23 protein-coding genes are annotated in these 20,953 nt (G+C 75.7%); 14 read left to right on the top strand and 9 right to left on the bottom strand.

Going from position 1 to position 20,953, the window contains the following annotated elements; all coding sequences use genetic code 11:
• Nucleotides 1-64 precede the first annotated feature (64 nt).
• Nucleotides 65-907: a UbiA family prenyltransferase gene (locus O7628_RS09845; RefSeq protein ID WP_278129793.1), complete on the bottom strand. Its 843-nt coding sequence runs from the start codon at nt 905-907 to the stop codon at nt 65-67.
• A 46-nt stretch (nt 908-953) separates the two neighbouring features.
• Between O7628_RS09845 and O7628_RS09840 the strand changes: the two genes are divergently transcribed.
• From O7628_RS09840 to O7628_RS09830, 3 genes are all read left to right on the top strand, one after another.
• A complete protein-coding gene (locus tag O7628_RS09840) occupies nt 954-1,736 on the top strand; it encodes a methyltransferase domain-containing protein (RefSeq protein ID WP_278129792.1) in 783 nt (260 codons plus the stop codon).
• A 94-nt stretch (nt 1,737-1,830) separates the two neighbouring features.
• Complete coding sequence (locus O7628_RS09835; protein WP_278129790.1) at nt 1,831-2,880, top strand: type III polyketide synthase; 1,050 nt, start codon at nt 1,831-1,833, stop codon at nt 2,878-2,880.
• 198 nt (nt 2,881-3,078) lie between these two features.
• The gene (locus O7628_RS09830; protein WP_278129788.1) at nt 3,079-3,795 is read left to right on the top strand and encodes a hypothetical protein; all 717 of its coding nucleotides are present in this window, start codon (nt 3,079-3,081) and stop codon (nt 3,793-3,795) included.
• A 19-nt stretch (nt 3,796-3,814) separates the two neighbouring features.
• Here the strand turns inward: O7628_RS09830 and O7628_RS09825 are convergent, their stop codons facing one another.
• Complete coding sequence (locus O7628_RS09825; protein ID WP_278129785.1) at nt 3,815-4,546, bottom strand: hypothetical protein; 732 nt, start codon at nt 4,544-4,546, stop codon at nt 3,815-3,817.
• 328 nt (nt 4,547-4,874) lie between these two features.
• Here O7628_RS09825 and O7628_RS09820 point away from each other — a divergent pair, with 328 nt between their 5' ends.
• The 4 genes from O7628_RS09820 to O7628_RS09805 are packed head-to-tail and all read left to right on the top strand — an operon-like array spanning nt 4,875 to nt 7,639.
• The gene (locus tag O7628_RS09820) at nt 4,875-5,360 is read left to right on the top strand and encodes a CarD family transcriptional regulator (protein WP_007073334.1); all 486 of its coding nucleotides are present in this window, start codon (nt 4,875-4,877) and stop codon (nt 5,358-5,360) included.
• A 52-nt stretch (nt 5,361-5,412) separates the two neighbouring features.
• Nucleotides 5,413-6,108: a 2-C-methyl-D-erythritol 4-phosphate cytidylyltransferase gene (gene ispD / locus O7628_RS09815; protein WP_074472298.1), complete on the top strand. Its 696-nt coding sequence runs from the start codon at nt 5,413-5,415 to the stop codon at nt 6,106-6,108.
• Between the two features lie 16 nt (nt 6,109-6,124).
• Nucleotides 6,125-6,607, top strand: a complete 483-nt coding sequence (gene ispF / locus O7628_RS09810) for a 2-C-methyl-D-erythritol 2,4-cyclodiphosphate synthase (protein ID WP_043965064.1) — start codon at nt 6,125-6,127, stop codon at nt 6,605-6,607.
• A 9-nt stretch (nt 6,608-6,616) separates the two neighbouring features.
• Complete coding sequence (locus O7628_RS09805; RefSeq protein WP_278129781.1) at nt 6,617-7,639, top strand: tetratricopeptide repeat protein; 1,023 nt, start codon at nt 6,617-6,619, stop codon at nt 7,637-7,639.
• Between the two features lie 160 nt (nt 7,640-7,799).
• Here O7628_RS09805 and O7628_RS09800 read toward each other — a convergent pair whose 3' ends face one another.
• On the bottom strand, nt 7,800-8,750 hold the full coding sequence (locus O7628_RS09800) for a hypothetical protein (protein WP_278129780.1): 951 nt from the start codon (nt 8,748-8,750) through the stop codon (nt 7,800-7,802).
• A gap of 41 nt (nt 8,751-8,791) precedes the next feature.
• A complete protein-coding gene (locus tag O7628_RS09795) occupies nt 8,792-9,238 on the bottom strand; it encodes a helix-turn-helix domain-containing protein (protein ID WP_278129778.1) in 447 nt (148 codons plus the stop codon).
• 131 nt (nt 9,239-9,369) lie between these two features.
• On the opposite strand from O7628_RS09795, the gene O7628_RS09790 reads away from it, so the two are divergent.
• Nucleotides 9,370-10,248 carry an NmrA family NAD(P)-binding protein gene (locus O7628_RS09790; protein ID WP_278129776.1) on the top strand — a complete coding sequence of 293 codons (879 nt, stop codon included), beginning with the start codon at nt 9,370-9,372 and terminating at the stop codon, nt 10,246-10,248.
• Here the strand turns inward: O7628_RS09790 and O7628_RS09785 are convergent.
• Nucleotides 10,245-11,417 (bottom strand): homogentisate 1,2-dioxygenase domain-containing protein, encoded by a 1,173-nt coding sequence (locus O7628_RS09785; protein WP_278129775.1) that lies wholly within the window; start codon nt 11,415-11,417, stop codon nt 10,245-10,247. The two genes, O7628_RS09790 and O7628_RS09785, sit on opposite strands and share 4 nt — an antisense overlap.
• Nucleotides 11,418-11,550: 133 nt before the next feature.
• Between O7628_RS09785 and O7628_RS09780 the strand changes: the two genes are divergently transcribed.
• The 5 genes from O7628_RS09780 (at nt 11,551) to O7628_RS09760 (ending at nt 16,096) form a co-directional block, all read left to right on the top strand.
• The gene (locus O7628_RS09780; RefSeq protein ID WP_278129774.1) at nt 11,551-12,525 is read left to right on the top strand and encodes a hypothetical protein; all 975 of its coding nucleotides are present in this window, start codon (nt 11,551-11,553) and stop codon (nt 12,523-12,525) included.
• Entirely contained in the window at nt 12,522-13,718 is a 1,197-nt protein-coding gene (gene fahA, locus O7628_RS09775) for a fumarylacetoacetase (RefSeq protein ID WP_278129772.1), read from the top strand. The genes O7628_RS09780 and fahA overlap by 4 nt, the downstream gene beginning before the upstream one ends.
• Nucleotides 13,719-13,960: 242 nt before the next feature.
• Nucleotides 13,961-14,170: a DUF397 domain-containing protein gene (locus tag O7628_RS09770; RefSeq protein WP_074472304.1), complete on the top strand. Its 210-nt coding sequence runs from the start codon at nt 13,961-13,963 to the stop codon at nt 14,168-14,170.
• Between the two features lie 114 nt (nt 14,171-14,284).
• Nucleotides 14,285-14,767: an SRPBCC family protein gene (locus O7628_RS09765; protein ID WP_278129769.1), complete on the top strand. Its 483-nt coding sequence runs from the start codon at nt 14,285-14,287 to the stop codon at nt 14,765-14,767.
• A 75-nt stretch (nt 14,768-14,842) separates the two neighbouring features.
• Complete coding sequence (locus O7628_RS09760) at nt 14,843-16,096, top strand: PQQ-binding-like beta-propeller repeat protein (protein WP_278129767.1); 1,254 nt, start codon at nt 14,843-14,845, stop codon at nt 16,094-16,096.
• Nucleotides 16,097-16,174: 78 nt separating this feature from the next.
• Here O7628_RS09760 and hisC read toward each other — a convergent pair whose 3' ends face one another.
• The 4 genes from hisC to hppD are packed head-to-tail and all read right to left on the bottom strand — an operon-like array spanning nt 16,175 to nt 20,237.
• On the bottom strand, nt 16,175-17,278 hold the full coding sequence (hisC, locus tag O7628_RS09755; RefSeq protein WP_278129765.1) for a histidinol-phosphate transaminase: 1,104 nt from the start codon (nt 17,276-17,278) through the stop codon (nt 16,175-16,177).
• Nucleotides 17,275-18,333 (bottom strand): RDD family protein, encoded by a 1,059-nt coding sequence (locus O7628_RS09750; protein WP_278129763.1) that lies wholly within the window; start codon nt 18,331-18,333, stop codon nt 17,275-17,277. The genes hisC and O7628_RS09750 overlap by 4 nt, the downstream gene beginning before the upstream one ends.
• Nucleotides 18,330-19,010 (bottom strand): RDD family protein, encoded by a 681-nt coding sequence (locus O7628_RS09745; RefSeq protein WP_278129761.1) that lies wholly within the window; start codon nt 19,008-19,010, stop codon nt 18,330-18,332. The genes O7628_RS09750 and O7628_RS09745 overlap by 4 nt, the downstream gene beginning before the upstream one ends.
• 21 nt (nt 19,011-19,031) lie before the next feature.
• On the bottom strand, nt 19,032-20,237 hold the full coding sequence (gene hppD, locus O7628_RS09740) for a 4-hydroxyphenylpyruvate dioxygenase (RefSeq protein ID WP_074472310.1): 1,206 nt from the start codon (nt 20,235-20,237) through the stop codon (nt 19,032-19,034).
• Nucleotides 20,238-20,377: 140 nt separating this feature from the next.
• Between hppD and O7628_RS09735 the strand changes: the two genes are divergently transcribed.
• Entirely contained in the window at nt 20,378-20,884 is a 507-nt protein-coding gene (locus tag O7628_RS09735) for an Lrp/AsnC family transcriptional regulator (protein WP_278129758.1), read from the top strand.
• Nucleotides 20,885-20,953 lie beyond the last annotated feature (69 nt).

Genomic DNA, 20,953 nt, shown 5'->3' with positions numbered 1-20,953 from the left:
TTCAGGGTAGTTGGGGCTGATCGAGACCCGCACGCCGACCCGGCACCACCACCTTCCCGGGCACTCAGAGCATCCGGCCGCCGGTGACCAGCAGCACCACGTCGATCAGGGCCACCAGCAGCACGGCCCGGAACGCGGCCACCCCCCGGTCGCCGGAACGGCGGGCGTTGCGGCCGGCGTACCAGGTCAGGGGCGGGACCAGCGCGGCGGTCGCCACCGCCGACAGCCCGAACCACGACGGCGGCCCGGGCGGCCCGGCGACCAGGGTGACGGTCGCGGCGAGCAGCAGCGCGGCGGCGGCCACCCGGCTGCCGGCCGCGCCGAGGCGGTGCGGCAGCCCCCGCACCCCGGTCCGGGCGTCGTCGGCCAGGTCGGGCAGCACGTTGGCGAAGTGCGCGCCGGCCCCCAGCAGGGCGGCGGCGGCCACCAGCCAGGCCGGCGGGGCGGGGGCGCCGGGCAGCGCGAGCACCACGAACGCGGGCAGCGCGCCGAACGACACCGCGTAGGGCAGCACGGAGAACGGCGTCGACTTCAGCGGCCGGTTGTAGGCCAGGGCGAAGGCCAGGGCCACGGTCGCCCAGACCGCCGCCGTGCGGTTGGTCGTCGCCGCCGCGAGCAGCACCGTGGCCAGGGTCGCGGCCCGCGTCGCCAGCCCCACCGCGCGCCGGCTCACCGCGCCGGCGGCGACCGGTTTGTCGGTACGCCCCACCGCCGCGTCCCGGTCGGCGTCCAGGTGGTCGTTGGACCAGCCGACGGCGAGCTGGCTGGCGAGCACCGTGAGCGCCACCGCGGCGACCCCGGACGGGCGGTGCCCCACCCCCACGGCGAGCAGCCCCGCCACCACCGTCACCGCCGCGGCCGGCTCCGGATGACTTGCTCTGAGCAGCCCTAACACCGTCGTCGCCATATGGGAAGTCTGGTCGTTACCGCCCGGTCGTGCCACGCTCGGTGCCATGCCTGACGGATCGTCCCCGGTGTCCGACCGGCCGCGCGTGCTGCCGCCGAACGATCCCCGGCAGTACGACGACCTGGCCGACGAGTGGTGGCGTCCGGACGGGGCGTTCGCCATGCTGCACTGGCTCGCCCGCGCCCGGGCGGCCCTGGTGCCGCCGGCCGCCCGGCCCGACGCCCTCCTGGTCGACCTGGGCTGCGGCGCCGGCCTGCTCGCCCCGCACCTGGCGGGCAAGGGCTACCGGCACGTCGGCGTCGACCTCACCCGCTCCGCCCTGGCCCAGGCCGCCGCGCACGGGGTGACCCCGGTCAACGGCGACGCCACCGCCGTGCCGCTGGCCGACGGCTGCGCCGACGTGGTGGCCGCCGGTGAGCTGCTGGAACACGTGCCGCACTGGCGGGCCGCCGTGGCGGAGGCCTGCCGGCTGCTGCGGCCGGGCGGCCTGCTGGTGCTGGACACGCTCAACGACACCGCGCTGAGCCGGCTGGTCGCCGTGGAGATCGGCGAGCGGCTGCCGACGGTGCCCCGGGGCATCCACGATCCACGGTTGTTCGTGGACGACCGGGCGCTGGTCGCCGAGTGCGCCCGGCACGGCGTCGACCTGCGGGTCCGGGGCGTCCGGCCGGAGCTGGGCGGCACCCTGCGCTGGCTGGCCCGTCGGCTGCGGGCCGCCCGTCGGCCCCCGGCGCGCAGCGGCCCGTCGCCGGCCGGGCGGGAACCTCGGATCAGGCCGACCTGGTCGACGGCGGTGCTCTACCAGGGGCGCGGCGTCCGTTGCGGATAGCCGGGCCCGCGCCGGGGTACTGCTCAGACCGGACCGCGACAGCTCCGCCTCTCGTTGGTGACGACGTGGGGTACGCGAACGAGAGGTGGGGAACGTGGCCGTACCGGTGATCGCGGGTCTGGGCACGGCGCAGCCGCCGGGGGCCACGCAGGACGAGCTGTGGTCGGGCTTCTTCGCGGGCCACTTCCCCGACGCCACCCGGGCGCTCGCGCAGCGGATCTTCGCCAACTCGGGCGTGACGCGGCGGCAGGCGGCGATCAACCCGCTGCTGGAGGACGTCTCGGACTGGCCGACGGAGCGCCGGATGCGCCGCTACCAGGTCGAGGCGCTGCCGCTGGGCAAGGAGGCGGTCGGCCGGGCGCTCACCGCCGCCGGCCTGGACGCCGGGGACGTCGGCCTGTTCATCGTCTGCTCGTGCACCGGGTACGCCACGCCCGGCCTGGACATCCTGCTCGCCCGGGACCTGGGCATGGCCCCGCACACCCAGCGCATGGTCGTCGGCCACATGGGCTGCTACGCGGCCCTGCCGGGGCTCGGCGCGGCCGGCGACTTCGTCACCGCCCGGCAGCGGCCGGCGCTGCTGCTCTGCGCGGAGCTGACCAGCCTGCACATCCAGCCCGCCACGGCCCGGCTGGACACCCAGCAGATCGTCTCCCACGCCCTCTTCTCGGACGCCGCCGTCGCCGCCGTGGTCGTCCCCGGCGGCCGGGGGTACGCGCTGCGCGAGGTCGCCGCGGTCACCGACACGTCCACGGCGGACCACATGACCTGGGACGTCACCGACACCGGCTTCCGGATGGGACTGTCCCCGAAGGTCCCGCAGGTGCTCGCCCGCCACGTCCGGGGCCTGGTCGACGGCCTGTTGGCGCGGCACGGCGTGACGCTGGCGGAGGTGGGCGGCTGGGCGGTGCACCCGGGCGGCCCGCGCATCCTGGACGTGGTGGAACGCGAGCTGGCGTTGCCGCCGCAGGCGCTGGACACGGCCCGCGCCACCCTGGACGCGCACGGCAACTGCTCCTCGGCGACGGTCATGCTGATCCTGGACCGGCTGCTGCGGGCGCAGCGTCCGGCCGAACGCATCCTGCTGCTCGCCTTCGGCCCCGGCCTGACCCTCTACGCCGCCCTCCTGGACCACACCCCCTAACCCACCCCCGCCCCCGCCCCCCGCCCCCCACGTTCGCCCCGGTGATCAAGAGAAAAGTGTCAAAGTTGATCTTCCCAGTGACGCAAACCTCTTGATCACCGAGCCGAGCCGGGCCGGGCGGGGTCGGGGTGAGTGGGGCCGGGTGGGCCGGGTCGGCGGGTTAGGCTCGGCGGTGTGGGTGGGGCGGGGGATCTATGGGTGGATCGGCTGCGGGGTGGGGTGCTGGCCGGGCTGGCCGTGCTCCTCGTGGTCGCCGGCGGCGCGTGGTGGCGGGGTGCGGCTCCCCGGATCGACCCGACGGGCGGGCCGGCTCGCCCGTCCGCCGTGGACAGCACGGACGGCGTGGGATCCGGGGACTCCGCGGACTCCGGGGACGGCGGCGGGGCCCGCCCCGGGCAGGACGTGGGTCCGGCCCGGCCGGCCTCTCCGGGGCGGCCGGCCGGCCAGGAAACGTACCGGGTCGCCCCCGGCGCCGCTCCCCATGTCGTCGTCGACTCGGCGACCGGCCAGGTGGTCTTCAGCTCGCCGCGCCGGACCGTCGTCCTCGACGGACCCACCGGGCGGGTGCTGACCGACGCCGGCGGGTCCGTCCCCCGCGACCGGGGCGGCGACCTGGCGGGGTTCGGCACCCTGTGGCAGGCCCGGCTGACCCTGCGCCCCGGTCTGCCGCCGCAGCAGCGCGTCGTCCCCGCCGCCTCGTCCCGGCCGCACCTGCTCCAGGCCCGGTGCACCGGCCCGGGAGAGCTGCTGCTGGTGGCCTTCCCCTTCGGTCGACGCGAAACCCACCGGGTGCGGTGCGACGGCTCGGCCGCCTCGGTGCCGCTGGACGGCGGGAGGAAGCTCCGGTTCGTCCTCGCCGCGTCCGGCGACGCCCCGGTCGTGGTCGACGCCCGGCTGGCGGCCCTGGCCTTCTGAGCCGCCACGCTTCCGGCTCTCAGCTGCCGAGGCGGGCCAGGTCGGCGCGGTAGTCGTCGGCGGAGCGCAGCTCCGGCACCACCCGGACCAGCACGCCGGCGCGGTCGACCAGCAGCGCGGCTGCCGCCCCGGGCCGCGGCGGCAGCCGCAGGAAGGCACGCAGGCCGCCGGCCGGGTCGGCGAGCGCCCGTACCCCCGTGGGGGGCGACGCCGGGGTGGCGCGGACCGTGCGGCCCCCTTCGACGGTGACCACTGTCACGCCGGGCGGCGCGAGCGCGGTGGCCTCGGTCACCCGCTCGGGGCAGGGGCAGGCGTCCACCAGGATGATCACGGCGGGCGTGAGGCCGCGCAGCGGGACGGCCGCGTTCCCGGCGTCGACCAGGTCCAGCGCCGGCAGCGCCCGGCCGCTCAGGTCGGTCGCCGTCGGGTAGGGCACGACGGTGGGGCGGTCGCCGCTGCGGGGCGTCCGGGGCCAGGTGACGGCGAACAGGCCGGCGAGGGTGACCAGCAGCGTCACCAGCAGGACCAGCAGGGGCAGGCGCAGCGGCGGCCGGCCGTCGGGTCGGGGGAGCAGGCCGAGGCGGCGACGCCAGCGGGTGTGGCCGGCCCGGCGGCGCAGCTCGCGGCGGACCCGCGCGGCCTCGTCGGCGAGCGCGGACGGGTCGTCCGGCACGACGATGCGGCCCCACTCCGGTGGCAGGCCGGGAAGGCCGTCTGCGGAGCCCTGGCCCTCTGCGTCGGGCATGCCCATGGGACCCCCTGCAACCGTCTCGGCGCGCGGACAGCGTTGTGCCTCCAGGGTCGCGCACCGCCGGGTCCTCCCGCTACACCTGGGCGCGGCTGGCGCGACCGGGATACCATGGGAACAGCGCATCGCCCGAGAAATCCACGCTCCGATCACCCACGTCGGGGTGTCATCCGTCAATCACGGAGCGTGTTCAGACCATCGGTTTGGCCTCCTGTCAAGCTGAAGAAATACCTCTCACAGGGCCCCTGAGCTGCGCCAACGGTCAGGACAGCGGTGGGACATCGGTGCCTGAGCGTGTTACCCTAGACACAGCGAAAGGGGTTTCGAACCTATGGTTTTCAGTGTCGGCGAGACCGTTGTTTACCCCCACCACGGGGCCGCACTCATCGAGGCAATCGAGACTCGGGTCATCAAGGGCGAGCCCAAGCAGTACCTCGTCCTGAGGGTCGCGCAGGGTGACCTGACGGTCCGGGTGCCCGCTGAGAACGCCGAGATCGTGGGCGTGCGCGAGGTGGTCGGCGAAGAGGGCCTGGGCAAGGTCTTCGACGTCCTCCGGGCTCCGCACACCGAGGAGCCGACCAACTGGTCGCGGCGTTACAAGGCGAATCTGGAGAAGCTGGCCTCCGGCAACCCGCTGAAGGTGGCCGAGGTCGTGCGCGATCTGTGGCGTCGGGAGCGGGAGCGGGGCCTGTCGGCGGGCGAGAAGCGCATGCTCGCCAAGGCGCGGGACATTCTCGTCGGCGAGGTCGCGCTGGCCGAGAAGAGCACCAAGGACGAGGCGGAGACGCTGCTCGACAAGGTGCTGACCGAGGCCTGATCCGCACCTGATCATCGACCACCCCACAGCAGCAGAATCCGAGGACCGCGACGTGACCGCGCAGCTCAATCCGCGCGGTGACGTCGCGGTCCTCGTGCCTGCGGCCGGTGCCGGCGTACGCCTGGGCCCGGGCGCGCCCAAGGCCCTGCGTCCCCTCGCCGGTGAGCCGCTGCTCGTGCACGCCGTGCGCCGGATCGCCGCCGCCGCGTCCGTGCACACGATCGTGGTGGCCGCCCCGGCGGCCGAGGTCGACGCCGTACGCGACCTGCTCGCCCCGGTCGCCCCGGTGACGGTCGTCCCCGGCGGGGCGGAACGCCAGGCGTCCGTGGCCGCCGCGCTGGCCGCCGTCCCCGCCGGCCCGGAGATCATCCTGGTGCACGACGCGGCCCGTGCGCTCACCCCTCCCGAGCTGGTCGAGTCCGTCGCCGCGGCGGTCCGCTCCGGGCACGACGCGGTGATTCCCGTCCTCCCGGTCGTCGACACGATCAAGGAGGTCGGCCCGGGCGAGGTGGTCCTCGGCACGGTCGACCGGTCCGCCCTGCGCGCCGTGCAGACCCCGCAGGGCTTCCGCCGCGCCGTGCTGACCGCCGCCCACGAGGCGGCCGGCGACCCGCTCACCGACGACGCGGGGCTCGTCGAGAAGCAGGGCGTGCCGGTGGTCTGCGTCCCCGGCTCCGAGCACGCCCTCAAGGTCACCCGCCCGTTCGACCTCGCGCTGGCCGAGCACCTGCTGGCCGGCGGCGCGTGACGCGTACCCTCGGTTCATGATCGTTCCTCGGGTGGCCATCGGCACCGACGTGCACGCCTTCGAGGCGGGCCGGCCCTGCTGGCTGGCCGGCCTGCTCTGGCCCGACCAGGACGGCCTGGCCGGGCACTCCGACGCCGACGTGGTCGCGCACGCCGCCTGCAACGCGCTGCTCTCCGCAGCCGGCCTCGGCGACCTCGGCGCCAACTTCGGGGTGGCCGAGCCCGAATGGGCGGGCGCGCCGGGGGTGGCGCTGCTCACCGAGACGGCCCGCCGGGTCCGGGCGGCCGGCTTCGAGATCGGCAACGTCTCCGTGCAGGTCGTCGGCAACCGACCGAAGATCGGGCCGCGCCGCGCCGAGGCCGAGGCCGTGCTCTCCGAGGCGGTCGGCGCGCCGGTGACCGTCTCCGCCGCCACCACCGACGGGCTCGGCTTCACCGGGCGCGGCGAGGGGCTCGCCGGCATCGCGGTGGCCCTGGTCCACCCGGTCCCGCCCGCGTAGGGTCGCCCGATGTCGAGCGACGCCACCGCCGAGGAGTACCTCCAGCGCGCCCAACTCCTGGCCGACCTCGGCCGCTACGACGAGGCCGCCGGGGAGGTCGGCCTCGCCCTCGCCCAGGAACCGGCGAACGCCGACGCGCTGACGACCCTCGCCCGGGTGCACCTGGCCGCCGGCCGGCCCGCCGAGGCGCGCGCCGCCGCCGAGGCGGCCCTGGCCGTCGCCCCGGACACCGCCGCCGCGCTCGTTGCCCGCGGGCTGGCCCTGGTCGAGCAGGGCGAGTACGCCGAGGCGGCCGGCACCGCCGGCCGGCTGCTCGCCGCCGCCGACGACGCGTACGCCCAGCGCAGCGCCGCCGCGATCCTGTCCGGCTCGCGCAACGGGCAGCCGGCCCTCAACGCCGCCTGGCGGGGCGTCGAGCTGGCCCCGGAGGAGTCCCAGGCGCACCTGGTGCTCGCCCTCGTCGCCGCCCGGCTGCGGCTGTACGACCTGGCCGAGCGGGCGTACCGGGAGGCGCTGCGGCTCGACCCGGAGCTGGACCGGGCCGGCGACGAGCCCGGGATCGTCCGGCTGGAACGGCGGCGGTACGCCTCGGCGCTCGCCGAGCTGGCGGAGAACGTGCCGGCCGTCCAGGCGGCCCCGGCCGCGCCCGACTCGCCCCGGGGCGTCGTCGACGACCTGCGTCGGCTGGTGCTGTACGGGGCGGGCTGGACGCTCGTGGGAGCGGTGCTGGTGGCGGTCGCGGCGGCCGGGGTGTCGTCGTCCGGCCCGTCGCGGTTCCTCGCGGTGCTGGTGGCGGTGAGCGGGGCGGTGCTCGGCTGGCTGCTCGCCGCGCGGGTGCCGGGGCTGACACGTACGGTGCTGCCGGGTCTGCTGCGCTCGGACCGCTCGCTGGCCCTGGCGGTGTACGCGGTGGCCGCCGGGCCTCTGCTGTTGCTGCTCTATGCGCTGGTGGGGACGCCGTGGCCGCTCGTGGCGGCGATCGCGGTGGCGGCCGTGGCGGAGCTGGCGGTGTTCTCCCGGACGGTGCGTTGAGTCGTCCTGTTGCGTCGGGTGCGGGGTGGGGGTTCGCCGGGGCCCGCCCGCTCCGGGCGGTCAGGCTTGATCCCTCCGCGGGCGGGCCCCGGCGAACCCCTGACGTGGTCGTCGTCCGAGCGGACTGCGGCGGGCCTTGGCGTGGTCGCCGTCCGGCGACCTACCCGGCGTGGGCGTCCGGGGCCCTGGTGGCGAGGGCGGTCAGGCGGTCTACCGAGATGCAGGAGGTCAGGCAGCGTTCCTTGGCGTCGGTGGTGAGTTGGGCCGTCCAGGTGGTGAAGCCGCCGTCGCCGAGCTCGACGGGCTCGCCGCCGGGCGTCGCGGTGATCCGCAGCGCGGCGTCGACGTAGTAGCCCCGGCCACGGGTGCGGTCGGGTTCCTCGGCCAGCGGCACACCGCCCGCCGCGAGGGCGGGCAGCACCGTGTCGTCGAGGCGTTCCCGCAGCACGGGGGAGCCGAGGACGGTGAACCGCAGCGTCGGCGCGGCGGACGACGCCAGCCGGGCGAGGACCCGCTGCCAGTAGGCGAGGTGCAGCGTCAGCAGCCGGGCCTGGGTGCGGCCCGAGCCGGTGTCGCGGGCGCTGGACACCAGTGCGAAGAGCCGGAAGTGCGCCTGCATCCCCGGGCCGAACCGTTGCGCCCGCAGCACCCGGTGGCTGGCCGCGAGGTGCACCGCGCCCCGCCTGTCGCCGTGTCGCCGCCGGTCGGCGGCCTCGACGGCCAGCGCGTTGGTGGGGTCGCTGACGACCTCCACCGGGCGGAGGGCCGTGACGATGCGGTCCTGGCTGCCCGGGCCGACGGCCGCGCAGGTGCCCAGCGGCGCGACGGGGGACAGCTCCACGCCCGCCACCTCGGCGGGCAGCAGCTCCCACAGCAGCGCCTGCACGGCGGCGCTCGCGCGCGGGTCGGTGTCGGCCGGGCGGACGAACCGGTCCTCCCGCCAGCGGCGCAGCACCTCGGCGGGCCGCATCCGCGCGGCCCGTGTCCGGGCCAGGGAGAGCAGGAGCGTGGTCAGGTCCGCCGCCGGCAGGGTCGCCAGGGTCTCGCGTACGTCGTCGGGCAGCGCCGCCCACACCCGCCGCTCGGCGTTCGACGGTCCGTCTCCGCTCATCCGGCCACGATGGCCGGTGCGGGCCGGGCCGGTCCACCGAGTTACGCGGGCGGCCCGCCCGCCTCGGGCTCCTGCCGGGAGTTGTCGTATGCCTGCCGGGAGCTGCGGACGTGGTCGTGGTGGCGCATCGACCAGTGCAGCAGGCCGGTGAGCGGGCCGGTGAGGCTGTGCCCCTCGGCGGTGAGGGCGTAGTCCACCCGGGGCGGCACGCACGGGTGCACGGTGCGGGTGACCAGTCCGTCGCGTTCCAGGTTGCGCAGGGTGTGGGTCAGCATCCGTCGGCTGATGCCCTCGGTGGCGCGCTGGAGGTCGCTGAATCGGCGCGGGCCGCCGCGCAGCAGCACCACGACGATCACCGTCCAGCGGTCGCCGATGCGGTCGAGGGTGTCGCGGAGCGGGCAGTGCTCGCGCATCGCCTCCGTCACCCGGACGCCGGGCGGGAGGACCAGCTCTTGGGCCAGCCGGGCACCCGGCGGGGGTGTCGTCATCGGTTACTCCGGTGTGCCTGAGGCAGGCGGATGTGCCGTCTTCCGCGATCGATCCTCGCTGTCCAGGATGGGGGCGGCAACTGCCTTTCCCATGGCGGGCGGGGCCACGTCCGTGAACGGAGCGGGATCAGATGATCGTTGGGGTGACGGGCGCGTCCGGTGGGCTCGGCGGGCGTACGGTGCGGATGCTGGCCGGGGCGGGGCACCGGGTCGTGGCGCTGACCCGCGATCCGGGCGCGGCCCTGGCCGGGGCGGGCCGGGCGGCACCGGAGCGCGTCGAGGCGCGGCGGGTCGACTTCGACGAGCCGGCCGGGCTCCCGGCGGCCCTCGCCGGGATCGACCGGCTGCTGATCGTGAGCACGGCCGCCTGGGAGCCCGCGCGGCGGATCGCCCAGCACCGGGCGGCGATCGACGCGGCGGTGGCCGCCGGGGTGGGGCACGTCGTCTACACGTCCCTGGTGGCCTGCGACGGGCCGCCGGAGCTGCTGAACTCCGCCCACCGGGCCACCGAGGAACACCTGCGCGGCTGCGGGCTCCCGTGGACGATCCTGCGCAACGCCATCTACGCCTCGGGGGTCGCGGAGCTGCTGGCCCCCGCCGTGTCCACCGGCCGGCACGTGACGAACGCCGGGGACGGCGCGGTGGCGTACGTGGCCCGGGACGACTGCGCGGCCGTGGCCGCCGCCGTGCTGGCCGCCGGTCCGGGGCCGGCACGTGGTCTCGCGGGCCGGACGCTCGACGTGACCGGCCCCGAGGCCCTCACCGCCGACCATTTGGCCGGCCTGCTCGGGGCGCGCCTCGGCCGGCCCGTCGAGGTCGTCCACGTCGACGACGACGCCTACCGGGACGGGCTGGTCGGGGCGGGGACCCCCGCGCCGGTGGCGGCGGCGCTCGTCGCCCTCGGGCGGGCCGTCCGGTCGGGGCGGTACGGGCGGGTCTCGACGACGGTGCCGGAGCTGACCGGCGGGCCCGCCCGCCGGGTCGACGCCTCCGTGGCCGTGGCGTCCTAGCCGGCGGCGGGGCGGGCCCAGGTCCAGGCGTACGCCGGGTCCTCGCACTCGGTCGCCGCGTCGCACAGGTCGAGGGGGCGGAACGTGTCGACCATGACGGCCAGCTCGTCGAAGAAGTCGACGCCGATCGAGCGTTCGGCCGCGCCGGGCTGGGGGCCGTGGGTGAAGCCGGACGGGTGCAGCGAGATGGAGCCCTGCCCGATGCCGGAGCCGCGCCGGGCCTCGTAGTTGCCGCCGGTGTAGAACAGCATCTCGTCGGAGTCGACGTTGTGGTGGTGGTAGGGCACCGGGATGGCGTCGGGGTGGTAGTCGACCTTGCGGGGCACGAACGAGCAGATCACGAAGTTGGGGCCCTGGAACGTCTGGTGCACGGGCGGCGGCTGGTGGATGCGGCCGGTGATCGGCTCGAAGTCGTGGATCGAGAACGCCCACGGGTAGAGGTGGCCGTCCCAGCCGACGACGTCGAACGGGTGGTGCGCGTAGACGTGTCGGGTCCAGCCGCGCCGGTGCCGCACCAGGACCTCGACGTCGGAACCGTCGACCAGCAGCGGGGTGTCCGGCCCCCGGACGTCGCGCTCGCAGTAGGGCGAGTGCTCCAGGAACTGGCCGCGCACCGACAGGTAGCGCTTGGGCGGGCCGACGTGCCCGGCGGCCTCGACGGCCAGCAGCCGGGTCGGCCCGTCGCCGGTGGGGACGAGGCGGTGGATGGTCGACGTCGGGATGATCACGTAGTCGCCGGCCACCGCGTCGAGCACGCCGAACGGCGACTCGACCCGCAGCGACCCGGCCTCCAGGTAGAGGCAGTGGTCGCCGGTGGCGTCGCGGAACAGCGGGGACGGCCGGTCGGCCGACACGTAGGCGATGCGCACGTCGTCGTTGGCGAGCAGGTAGCGCCGGCCGAGGATCGGGTCGGCCCCGGTGTGGTCGAGCTGGTGGGTGCGCAGGTGGCGGGGCTTGAGCGGCAGGTTGGGCACCCGGGTGACGGCCGGCGGGTCGTACGCCTCGGCGGCGACGATCGCGGTGGGGGCGTGCCGGTGGTAGAGCAGGGAGGAGTCGGCGGAGAAGCCCTCCTGGCCCATCAGCTCCTCGGTGTGGAGGGTGCCGTCGGGCTGGCGGAACTGGGTGTGCCGCTTGCGGGGCACCTCGCCGACGCTGCGGTAGTACGGCATGTCGCCTCCCGATTCGTCCCGTTCACCCGAGCATAGGGCCGTTCACCGGCCATCGCCCCGTTCACCGGCCGCTGCCGTCCGATAATCGGACGCTGTTGTCCGTTCCTTGTAGCGTCCCGTAAGTTCTTGTTCCGTGTCAACGCACGTGCCACACCTCCTCGCCGGCCTCGTCGACGACGCCGCGGTCTTCCCGCCCGGCAGCGCGACGCTGCCCGACGCGCTCGCCGCTCACCACCGGCACCGGGACTCCTGGTACGCCGCGCTGGTCGGCCCGCTGCTCGTGCCCGCCTCGGCGGTCGTCTCCGGCGCGCTGGCCGGAGCCCTCGGCGGGCCGGCGGGTGCAGCGGGCGGCCCGGCCGGGCCCGCCGCGCCGGGCGACGACAGCGCCGGGGGCGGCCTCGCGGTCGGATTGATCGGCGACACCGGGGTCGACGGGCTGCCCGCCGCCCTGGCCGCCCTGCCGGCCGGCGTCACCGCCCGCCAGGTCGAGGTGGCCGTCGCCAAGCGCGGCGAGGACCCGCTGCCCGGCCTGACCGCGCTGCTGGGCCTGGCCGGGCGGTCCGGCGGCGTCGCCTTCTACGCCGAGCTGCCGCTGACGTTCGGGCTGACGGGGGCGCTCGACGCGGTCGCCGCCGCCCGCGCCGACGGGGCGCCGGTCGCGGCGAAGTTCCGCACCGGCGGGCTGGCCGCCGAGCTGTTCCCCACCCCGGTCGAGCTGGCCGCCGTGATCTGCGCCTGCCGCGACCGGGAGCTGCCCTTCAAGCTGACCGCCGGGCTGCACCACGCCGTGCGGCACCGCGACCCGGAGACCGGCTTCACCCACCACGGCTTCGGCAACGTGCTCGCCGCGACCCTCGCCGCCGCCGACGGGGCCGAGGTGGACGAGGTGGCCGCCGTGCTCGCCGCCACCGACCCGCTGCCGCTGGTCGAGCGCGCCCGGGCCGCCCGCGCCGCCGACCGGCCGCTGTGGGTGGGGTACGGCTCGTGCAGCATCACCGAGCCACTGACCGACCTGGTCCGGTTGGGCCTGGTGAACGGGGGACACGACGTGCACGCACGACAGGACGTGAGCGCAGGACGGGACGTGGACGGAGGACGCGACGCATGACCTGGGTGACGGGTGCCGAGGGCTCGGCGTACGGGGTGCGCAACCTGCCCTACGGGGTGTTCCGCTCCGGCGGGGGCGATCCCCGCGTCGGCGTACGGATCGGGGAGTTCGTGCTCGACCTGGGCGCGGCCGAGGCGGCCGGGCTGGTGCTGGCCGCCGGCGCGCTGGGCCGGCCGGCCCTCAACGCGTTCCTGGCCCTGGGGCGGCCGCAGTGGACCGCCGTCCGGCAGCGGGTGACCGAGCTGCTCACCGACCCCGCCCACCGGCCGGCGGTCGAGCCGCTGCTGGTGCCGCTGGCCGAGGCGGAGCTGCTGCTGCCGTTCGAGGTGGCCGACTACGTCGACTTCTACTCCTCCGAGCACCACGCCAGCAACGTCGGGCAGATCTTCCGCCCCGGCCAGCCGCCGCTGCTGCCCAACTGGAAGCACCTGCCGATCGGCTACCACGGCCGGGCCGGCACGGTGGTGGTGTCCGGCACGCCGGTCGTCCGCCCCACCGGGCAGCGGGCCACCCCGGACGGGCCGGTCTGCGGGCCGTCCGTGCGCCTCGACATCGAGGCCGAGGTGGGTTTCGTCGTCGGCGTGCCCAGCGTGCTCGGCGAGCCGGTCGGAGTGGCCGACTTCGCCGACCACGTCTTCGGGGTGGTGCTGGTCAACGACTGGTCGGCGCGGGACATCCAGGCCTGGGAGTACCAGCCGCTCGGGCCGTTCCTGGGCAAGTCCTTCGCCACCTCCGTGTCGGCCTGGGTGACCCCGCTGGACGCGCTCGCCGACGCGTTCGTGCCCGCGCCCGAGCAGGACCCGCCGGTCGCGGAGTACCTGCGGGACTCACCGCACGTGGGGCTGGACCTGCGGCTGGCCGTCGAGTGGAACGGCGAGCGGGTCAGCGAGCCGCCGTTCGCCGGCATGTACTGGACGCCCGCCCAGCAGTTGGCGCACCTGACCGTCAACGGCGCGTCCCTGCGCACCGGCGACCTGTACGCCTCCGGCACCGTCTCCGGCCCCCGGCGGGACCAGGTCGGTTCGTTCCTGGAGCTGACCTGGGGCGGCGCGGAGCCGGTGACGGTCGGCGGGGCCGAGCGCACCTTCCTGGCCGACGGCGACACGGTCACCGTCACCGCCACCGCGCCGGGCCCCGACGGCACCACGATCGCCCTCGGCGAGGTGACCGGCACCGTCCACCCCGCCCGCTGACCCCTGCGACGCCCCGCCGCCCGGCCCGCCCGCCGGGTCCCGCCGAACCCCGCCCGGGCGGCCGGACCGGCGGCGTCCACCCGGTGACGGCCGCGGAACCTGGTCGCACATCCGGTGCGACCGCTGTCTTGCCCTGCTCCGTTGATCGAGCCGGGTTCCCCGCGTGGCGGAACCCGGCCGGCGGCTCCGGAAGGTGCCGCCCGGTCGTCGTGGGACGTCCCAACGGAGTGGAGGCAACAACAATGATCGATCTCGCGGGTGCCGTCTGGCGCACCAGCAGCCGCTCGAACGACCAGGGACTGTGCGTCGAGGTGGCGGACAACCTGGTCGGCAGCGCCGGAGTCGTCGCCGTACGCGACTCGAAGGACCCGGCGGGCCCGGCACTGACCGTCAGCCCGCCGGGCTGGACCGCGTTCGTCGACGCGATCCGGGTCGGGCGCTTCCTGGCCTGACCCTGACCCGGGGTGCCCCGTCACCCCCCGGATCGGCCACCAGCGGCGGAACTTCCGCCGCTGGGGCCCCACCGCGAGCCCACCGGCCGTACCGTGGACGACACGGGAGGTGTCATGTCGACGGTCACGGTCACCGAGTTCATCGAGGCGCCCGCCGTCGACCTCTGGCGGCTCCTCGTCGACCTGCCGGTCCGCGCCGACTGGCTCCGCACGGTCGACGCGGTCGAGCTGCTCACCCCCGGCCCGCTCGCCCCCGGCACCGCCTGGCGGGAGACCCGCACCCGGCCGGACGGTGGCACCCAGGCCGAGGAGTTCGTCGTGGTGGAGTGCGTCGCGCCCCGGCGGCTGGTGCTCGCCTCGCCGGGCATCGGCGTGTCCTACCGCACCACCTGGGTCCTGCGCACCGTCCAGCGTCGCCGCCGGGCCTGCACCGCCGTCACCGTCGCGCAGGAGGCGATCGCCACGGCACCGTACGGCCGGGTGCTGGCCCTGCTCTTCGGCGGCCTGGCCGCCCGCGCGGTCGAGGGCACCTTCCGCCGCGACCTCGCCGACCTCTCCCGCGCCGCCCACCCACCGATGTCGGCCGAGGCGGCCTGACCGCGTGCGCCGGGCCGGGTGCCGGCCGGCACCGGCGCGGGACGGCCTCGGTAGGGTGCCGGGCGGAGGTGCGGCATGACTGTGGCGAAGGGGCGGCGGGGCGTCGCGATGGCACTCGCGGCGCTCGTCGGCGTCGCGGCGGTCGCCTTCGTCGTGCACCGGGTGCTCGCGCCGGCCGCGGTGGAGACCCCCGCCCACGCCGCCTACCCGGGCGCGGTCACCCCGGCGATCGGCGTGGTGGGTCGGCTGCCGGCGGCCCCGCTGATCGTGGACGGCCGGCTCCGCGTCTACGCCGCCACCCGCCAGGTGTACGCCGACCAGCCCGCCGACTCCCGCAACCGGGTCACCCCGTACTGGTCGTACCGGCGCTGGCCGGCGGAGGTCAGCGGGGTGGTGGCGGACGGGACGACGGTCGTCAGCCGCTGGTCGGACGGGAAGCTGGTGGCGCTGGACGCGCGTACCGGACGGGTGGCCTGGCAGGCCGACGGCCCGGAGCCCGCCGCCGGCTGGACCGCCCGCCGCACCGGGGCCGGCACCGTGTGGGCCCCGCCGGGGCTGTTCCTCGCCCGCGCCGCCGACGGCCGGACCGTGCTGGTCGCCGCCGGCCCGGAGCGGGTCGCCGGCTTCGCGCTCGCCGACGGCCGGCGGCTCTGGTCGGCCGACGTGGACGGCGGGTGCCGCGACGAGGTGGCCACCACGTCGGCGGGGCGGCTCGTGGCCGTCGACCGGTGCGCCACCCCGGTGGCCGTCGAGTTCCGCGACGTGGCCACCGGCACGCCGACGACCCGCCTGACGCCGGCCGGGGCCACCGCCGACCTCACCGTCACCCCGGTGGGCTGCGTGAGCATCCGCTCCCGGTGCCGGGGCCTGCACGCCGAGGGCTTCGCCGACGGGGCCGGCCGCGGCTGGCTGGTCGGTGCCGGTGAGCCGGTCGCCGCGCCGGCCCTGGACCAGGCCGGGTCGGAGCTGGACGGCGACCGGGTCGTCGGCACGGCCGGCGGGGTGGTGACCGCGCGGTCGGCCCGCACCGGCGAGGAGCTGTGGCGTCGCGCCGACCTCGGCCCGGCCCGGATCCTGGCCGTCCAGCCGGGCCGGGTGCACCTGCTCACCGAGGCCCGGGACCTGGTCACCCTCGACCCGAGGACCGGCGCGCAGCGCTCCCGCTTCCGGCTGGAGGTGGGCCGCGACGGCATCGGCTGGGCCCCCGGCCTGGCGTACGCGGGCGGCGGCTACGTGGCCGTGGAGCGGCTGCGCGAGCCGGTCGCCCCGGACGCCGACGACCAGCGCTACTTCCTGATGTCCGAGCCGGTGCTGCTCGCCGCCACCTGAGCGACCGGGCGGCACCGGCGCGGGCCGGGCGGCACACCGGCTGGGCGGACTCCGCGGCCCGCGCCAGGGCCGGGCGGCTCAGGCCAGGGCGGACTCCGCGGCGGCGAGGAACGCGTCGTTCTCGGCGGGGGTGCCGATGGTGACCCGCACCCCGTCGCCCGGGAACGGCCGGACGATCACGCCGCGCGCCTCGCACGCCTTGCCGAACCCGACCGCCCGGTCGCCCAGCGGCAGCCACACGAAGTTGGCCTGGCTGGTCGGCACGTCCGGGACGAACTTGCGCAGCGCCTCGGTGACCCGGTCCCGCTCGGCGACGACCAGCGCGCAGCGCCGCTGCACCTCGTCGGCCTGCGCGAGGGCGGCGAGCGCCCCGGCCTGGGCGGCCATGCTGGTGGAGAACGGGGTGACCACCTTGCGCACGGCGGCGGCCACCTCGGGCGCGGCGACGAGGAAACCGATCCGCAGGCCCGCCAGCCCCCACGCCTTCGACAGGGTGCGCAGCACGACCACGTTCGGCCGGTCGAGGTAGGTCAGGCCGTCCGGCACCTCGGCGTCGGTGACGAACTCCCGGTACGCCTCGTCGATGACCACCAGCACGTCCTCGCCGACGGCGTCGAGGAACCGGTCCAGCTCCGCCCGGCGTACGGCGGTGCCGGTCGGGTTGTTGGGGTTGCAGACCAGCACCATCCGGGTCCGGTCGGTCACCGCCGCGGCCATCGCGTCGAGGTCGTGCCCGTGCCCGGCGTCGTTGGGCACCCGCACGCTGGTCGCGCCGCTGGTCGCCGCGATGATCGGGTACGCCTCGAACGACCGCCACGAGTAGAGCAGCTCGTCGCCGGGCAGGCAGGTGGCCCGCACCAGGTGCTCGGCCAGCGCCACCGACCCGCAGCCCGTGGCGATCCGATCGGGGTGCACCCCGTGCCGCTCGGCGAGCGCCTCGCGCAGCGCCACCACGCCCATGTCCGGGTACCGGTGCGAGCCGGCGACCGCCTCGGCGACCGCCTCCACCACGCCGGGCAGCGGCCCGTACGGCACCTCGTTGCTGGCCAGCTTGATCGCCTCCGGCAGGCCCAGCTCGCGGGCCAGGTCGGCGGGGCTGCGGCCGGGCACGTAGTTGGGCAGCGCGTCGAGGTCGGCGCGGGTCAGCCGCAGCGGCGGCTCGTGACGTCCGGTGTCGGTCATGGCTTGTCTCCCGATCGGGTGGCGGGGGTGGCGGGGTCGTCGGCCGGCTCGGCGGGGCCGCCGGACGGGGTGGTGGCGCGGGGCGGGAGCCGGACCACCACGGTCTGCGCGCGCTTGTCGTGCAGCGCCTGCCGCAGCGGGTGGTCGAACAGCGGCGAGAGGGCGTCGACGAGCTGGAGCAGCAGGCCGAATCCGCAGCAGTACCAGAGCAGGGTGGGCAGGCCCAGCGTGCTCCACCGGCGCAGCGCCCGCCCGAAGCCGAGCGGCTGGTCGGCCTCGACCGGCACAGCGCGTACGCCGAGCAGCCGCTTGCCGAGGGTCTGCCCGTTGCCGGCCATCGCCGGCACCTCGTAGGCGAACCAGAGCGCGGTGGCGATGAGCAGGATGGCGACCTGGAGCCCGCCGGCCTGCTCGCCGGGCTGCGGCAGCCCGTCGGTGGAGGTGTCGCCGGCCATGCTCCGGCGCAGCACCTCGCGGAAGTACGGGGTGACCTCCTCGACGTACCGGTAGACGAACCAGCCGTTGACGACGGCGTTGAGCAGGAACACCGCGCCGAAGTCGATCAGCCGGGCGACGAACCGGGCGCCGAAGGAGGCCAGCGGCAGCCCGTGCGGGCGGGGCAGGGGCGGACGCCCCGGCCACCCCGGGTACGCCCACCCCGGCGGGTACCCCTGCCCGGGTGCCCCCGGCTGGCCGGGGAACGGGCCGTACGGCGGGCCGCCGACGGGCCCCGGCTGCTGACCGGGGTACGGCTGCTGCCCGGTGCCCGTCGGCTGCCCGGGGAACGGGGGCTGGCCGGTCCCCGGCCAGCCGGGGAATGGGCCCGGGGCGGGCGGCGCGCCGGCCGGGCCAGGGACGGGACCGGAGGTCGTGGGCGCGGCCGGACCGCCCGGGCCGGGGGCGGGGCTGGCCGGGGCCGGGGGCTCGACCGGGGGCGGCCCCTCCGGCGGGGTGGCGTCGACCGGGATCGGCGCGCCGATCCAGCCCTCACCGTCCCAGTACCTCCTGGTGTCGGGGTCGGCGGGGTCGACGTACCAGCCTGGTTGCACGCTCACGGAGCAACCTTAACGACGACCGTCCCGGCGAACTTGTCGTGGAGGCACTGCTGCCAGGGCTTGTCCCCGAGCTGCCAGAACCCGTCGAGGTAGCTGAACCCGGGCACCACCGTGGCGGCGACGAACTGCACGAGGTAGCGCCGCCCGGCCATGGCGCGGTCGAGCGTCCGGGTCGGGTCGAGCGGGACGACCCGGAGCTTCATCACCTTCTTGCCCAGCGTCTGCCCGGAGCGGCACAGGTATTCGACGTGGTAGAGCCAGTAGAGCCCGAGCATCAGCACGACCAGCCCCAGCTCGGCCAGGAACAGCGGCAGCACGAAGTCGGTCAGGAACGACTTGGGGTGGGTGGCGGGGAACTGGTCGGCCGGGTCGGTCCGGGTGAAATCGTCGACCACGACGAACCAGACGTACATCATGACCGGCAGGAACAGCGTCACGACGACCAGGCCGGCGACGGCGCTGTCGATCAGGAAGGCCAGCAGGCGGTCGCCGAAGCTGGCCAGCGGCTGCCCGCCGGGGCCGACCGGCGTCGGCGCGAAGCCGGGGCGCGGCGGCGGCCTCCAACCGGCCGGTGGTGGGTGGCCGGGGCGCGGCGGCACCCAACCGGCCGGTGGTGGGTAGCCGGCGGGCGGCTGCCCGCCGGCCGGCGGCGTCGGATACGTCTGAGGCTGGGTCACGCTCGACAGTGTCGCAGGTGGCTACAGGTTTCCCCGCTTCTCCTGCTCCCGCTCGATGGCCTCGAACAGGGCCTTGAAGTTGCCCTTGCCGAAGCCGAGCGAGCCGTGCCGCTCGATCAGCTCGAAGAAGACGGTCGGGCGGTCCTGCACCGGCTTGGTGAAGATCTGGAGCAGGTAGCCGTCCTCGTCCCGGTCGACCAGGATCTTGCGGGCCTTCAGCTCCTCGATCGGCACCCGCACCCGGCCGATCCGGGCGCGCAGCTCGGGGTCGTCGTAGTACGAGTCCGGGGTGTCCAGGAACTCGACGCCGGCCGCCCGCATCGCGTCGACGCTGGCCAGGATGTCGTTGGTGGCCACGGCGATGTGCTGGGCACCCGGGCCCTGGTAGAACTCCAGGTACTCGTCGATCTGCGACTTCTTGCGGGCCACGGCCGGCTCGTTGAGCGGGAACTTGACCTTGCGGGTGCCGTTGGCGACGACCTTGCTCATCAGCGCCGAGTAGTCGGTGGCGATGTCGTCGCCGACGAACTCCGCCATGTTGGAGAAGCCCATCACCCGCTTGTAGAAGTCGACCCACTCGTCCATCCGGCCCAGCTCCACGTTGCCGACCACGTGGTCGACGGCCTGGAAGAAGCGCTTCGGCTGGAGGCCGGCGTCGATCATCGGCTGCCGGTCCACGATCGGGCCCCGGGCCACGAAGCCGGGCAGGAACGGCCCGGTGTAGCGGGACCGGTCGACCAGGGTGTGCCGGGTGTCGCCGTACGCGGCGATGGCCGCCATCCGCACGGTGCCGTGGGAGTCGCCGACGTCGTGCGGCTCGACCAGGCCGGTCGCGCCCTGGGCGACGGCGTGCGCGTACGCGGCGTCGACGTCGGGCACCTCCAGCGCGATGTCCGCCACGCCGTCGCTGTGCTTCGTCACGTGCTCGACGCCGGGGGCGTCGGGGCGCACCGCGCCGGTCAGCACGAACCGGGCCGAACCGCTGGTCAGCACGTACTCGGCGTGGTCGCGGAAGCCCTGCTCCGGCCCCCGGTACGCGACGCAGGTCATGCCGAACGCCGTCGAGTAGTAGTGCGCCGCCTGCTTGGCGTTGCCGACGATGAAGTGGACGTGGTCGAGCGCCTTCACCGGGAACGGGTCGTGGCTGATGTCGTGGTCGACGGCGCCGACGAGCCGGTCGACGTCGATCTCCTCGGTGGGCTGCGGTCGGTCGATCGCCTGGGTCATGGTGACCTCCCTCGCGTACCGGCCGGCCTGGTGGGCCGCCGTGGGTGGGTTCGTCCTGCGAGCATCGCCGGACGCCGACCGGGTGGGCAACAGTTGCGCTGATTCCTGGTCAGGTTGCGCATTCGGTATGGTCGTCACCTGTGACTGCTGTGCAGGGTGTCCAGCTCGACGCGCTGGACGCGCGACTGATCGAACTCTTCGCCGAGGAGCCCCGGATCGGGGTGCTGGAGTGCTCCCGGCGGCTCGGGGTGGCCCGGGGCACCGTCCAGGCCCGCCTCGACAAGCTCGTCGACCGGGGGGTGATCGGCGGGTTCGGGCCGGACATCTCCCCGGCCGCGATCGGCTTCGCGGTGACCAGCTTCGTCACCCTGGAGATCAGCCAGCGGCTCGGGCACGACCCGGTGACCGCCCACCTCGCGGCGATCCCCGAGGTGCTGGAGGCGCACACCATCACCGGCTCCAGCGACGTGCTCTGCCGGATCGTCGCCCGCTCCAACGCCGACCTCCAGCGGGTGATCGACCAGATCGTCTCGTACGAGGGGATCCGGCGGGCGTCGACGATCATCGCGCTCGCCCAGCAGATCCCGTACCGGACGCTCCCCCTGGTCCGCTCCGCCGCCGGGGGAGAAGGAAGGGCCCCTTCCTAACGCCTTTTGTAGAGGAAGGGCCCCCTATTAACACGTCGGTCACCGAGAAAGCGGCGCGACACGGCCGCA

Source organism: Micromonospora sp. WMMD956, assembly GCF_029626125.1.
In the GTDB taxonomy this organism is placed as follows: Bacteria; Actinomycetota; Actinomycetes; order Mycobacteriales; family Micromonosporaceae; genus Micromonospora; species Micromonospora carbonacea.
This window is presented reverse-complemented; position numbering and strand designations above follow the sequence as displayed.

Coding starts and splice junctions, on each gene's coding strand:
- fahA (WP_278129772.1), top strand. CDS start 12,522: ATGACCTGGGTGACGGGTGCCGAGGGCTCGGCGTACGGGGTGCGCAAC.
- O7628_RS09805 (WP_278129781.1), top strand. CDS start 6,617: ATGTCGAGCGACGCCACCGCCGAGGAGTACCTCCAGCGCGCCCAACTC.
- ispF (WP_043965064.1), top strand. CDS start 6,125: ATGATCGTTCCTCGGGTGGCCATCGGCACCGACGTGCACGCCTTCGAG.
- O7628_RS09760 (WP_278129767.1), top strand. CDS start 14,843: ATGACTGTGGCGAAGGGGCGGCGGGGCGTCGCGATGGCACTCGCGGCG.
- O7628_RS09840 (WP_278129792.1), top strand. CDS start 954: ATGCCTGACGGATCGTCCCCGGTGTCCGACCGGCCGCGCGTGCTGCCG.
- hppD (WP_074472310.1), bottom strand. CDS start 20,237: ATGACCCAGGCGATCGACCGACCGCAGCCCACCGAGGAGATCGACGTC.
- O7628_RS09800 (WP_278129780.1), bottom strand. CDS start 8,750: ATGAGCGGAGACGGACCGTCGAACGCCGAGCGGCGGGTGTGGGCGGCG.
- hisC (WP_278129765.1), bottom strand. CDS start 17,278: ATGACCGACACCGGACGTCACGAGCCGCCGCTGCGGCTGACCCGCGCC.
- O7628_RS09785 (WP_278129775.1), bottom strand. CDS start 11,417: ATGCCGTACTACCGCAGCGTCGGCGAGGTGCCCCGCAAGCGGCACACC.
- O7628_RS09770 (WP_074472304.1), top strand. CDS start 13,961: ATGATCGATCTCGCGGGTGCCGTCTGGCGCACCAGCAGCCGCTCGAAC.
- O7628_RS09845 (WP_278129793.1), bottom strand. CDS start 907: ATGGCGACGACGGTGTTAGGGCTGCTCAGAGCAAGTCATCCGGAGCCG.
- O7628_RS09825 (WP_278129785.1), bottom strand. CDS start 4,546: ATGGGCATGCCCGACGCAGAGGGCCAGGGCTCCGCAGACGGCCTTCCC.
- O7628_RS09795 (WP_278129778.1), bottom strand. CDS start 9,238: ATGACGACACCCCCGCCGGGTGCCCGGCTGGCCCAAGAGCTGGTCCTC.
- O7628_RS09790 (WP_278129776.1), top strand. CDS start 9,370: ATGATCGTTGGGGTGACGGGCGCGTCCGGTGGGCTCGGCGGGCGTACG.
- O7628_RS09820 (WP_007073334.1), top strand. CDS start 4,875: ATGGTTTTCAGTGTCGGCGAGACCGTTGTTTACCCCCACCACGGGGCC.
- O7628_RS09765 (WP_278129769.1), top strand. CDS start 14,285: ATGTCGACGGTCACGGTCACCGAGTTCATCGAGGCGCCCGCCGTCGAC.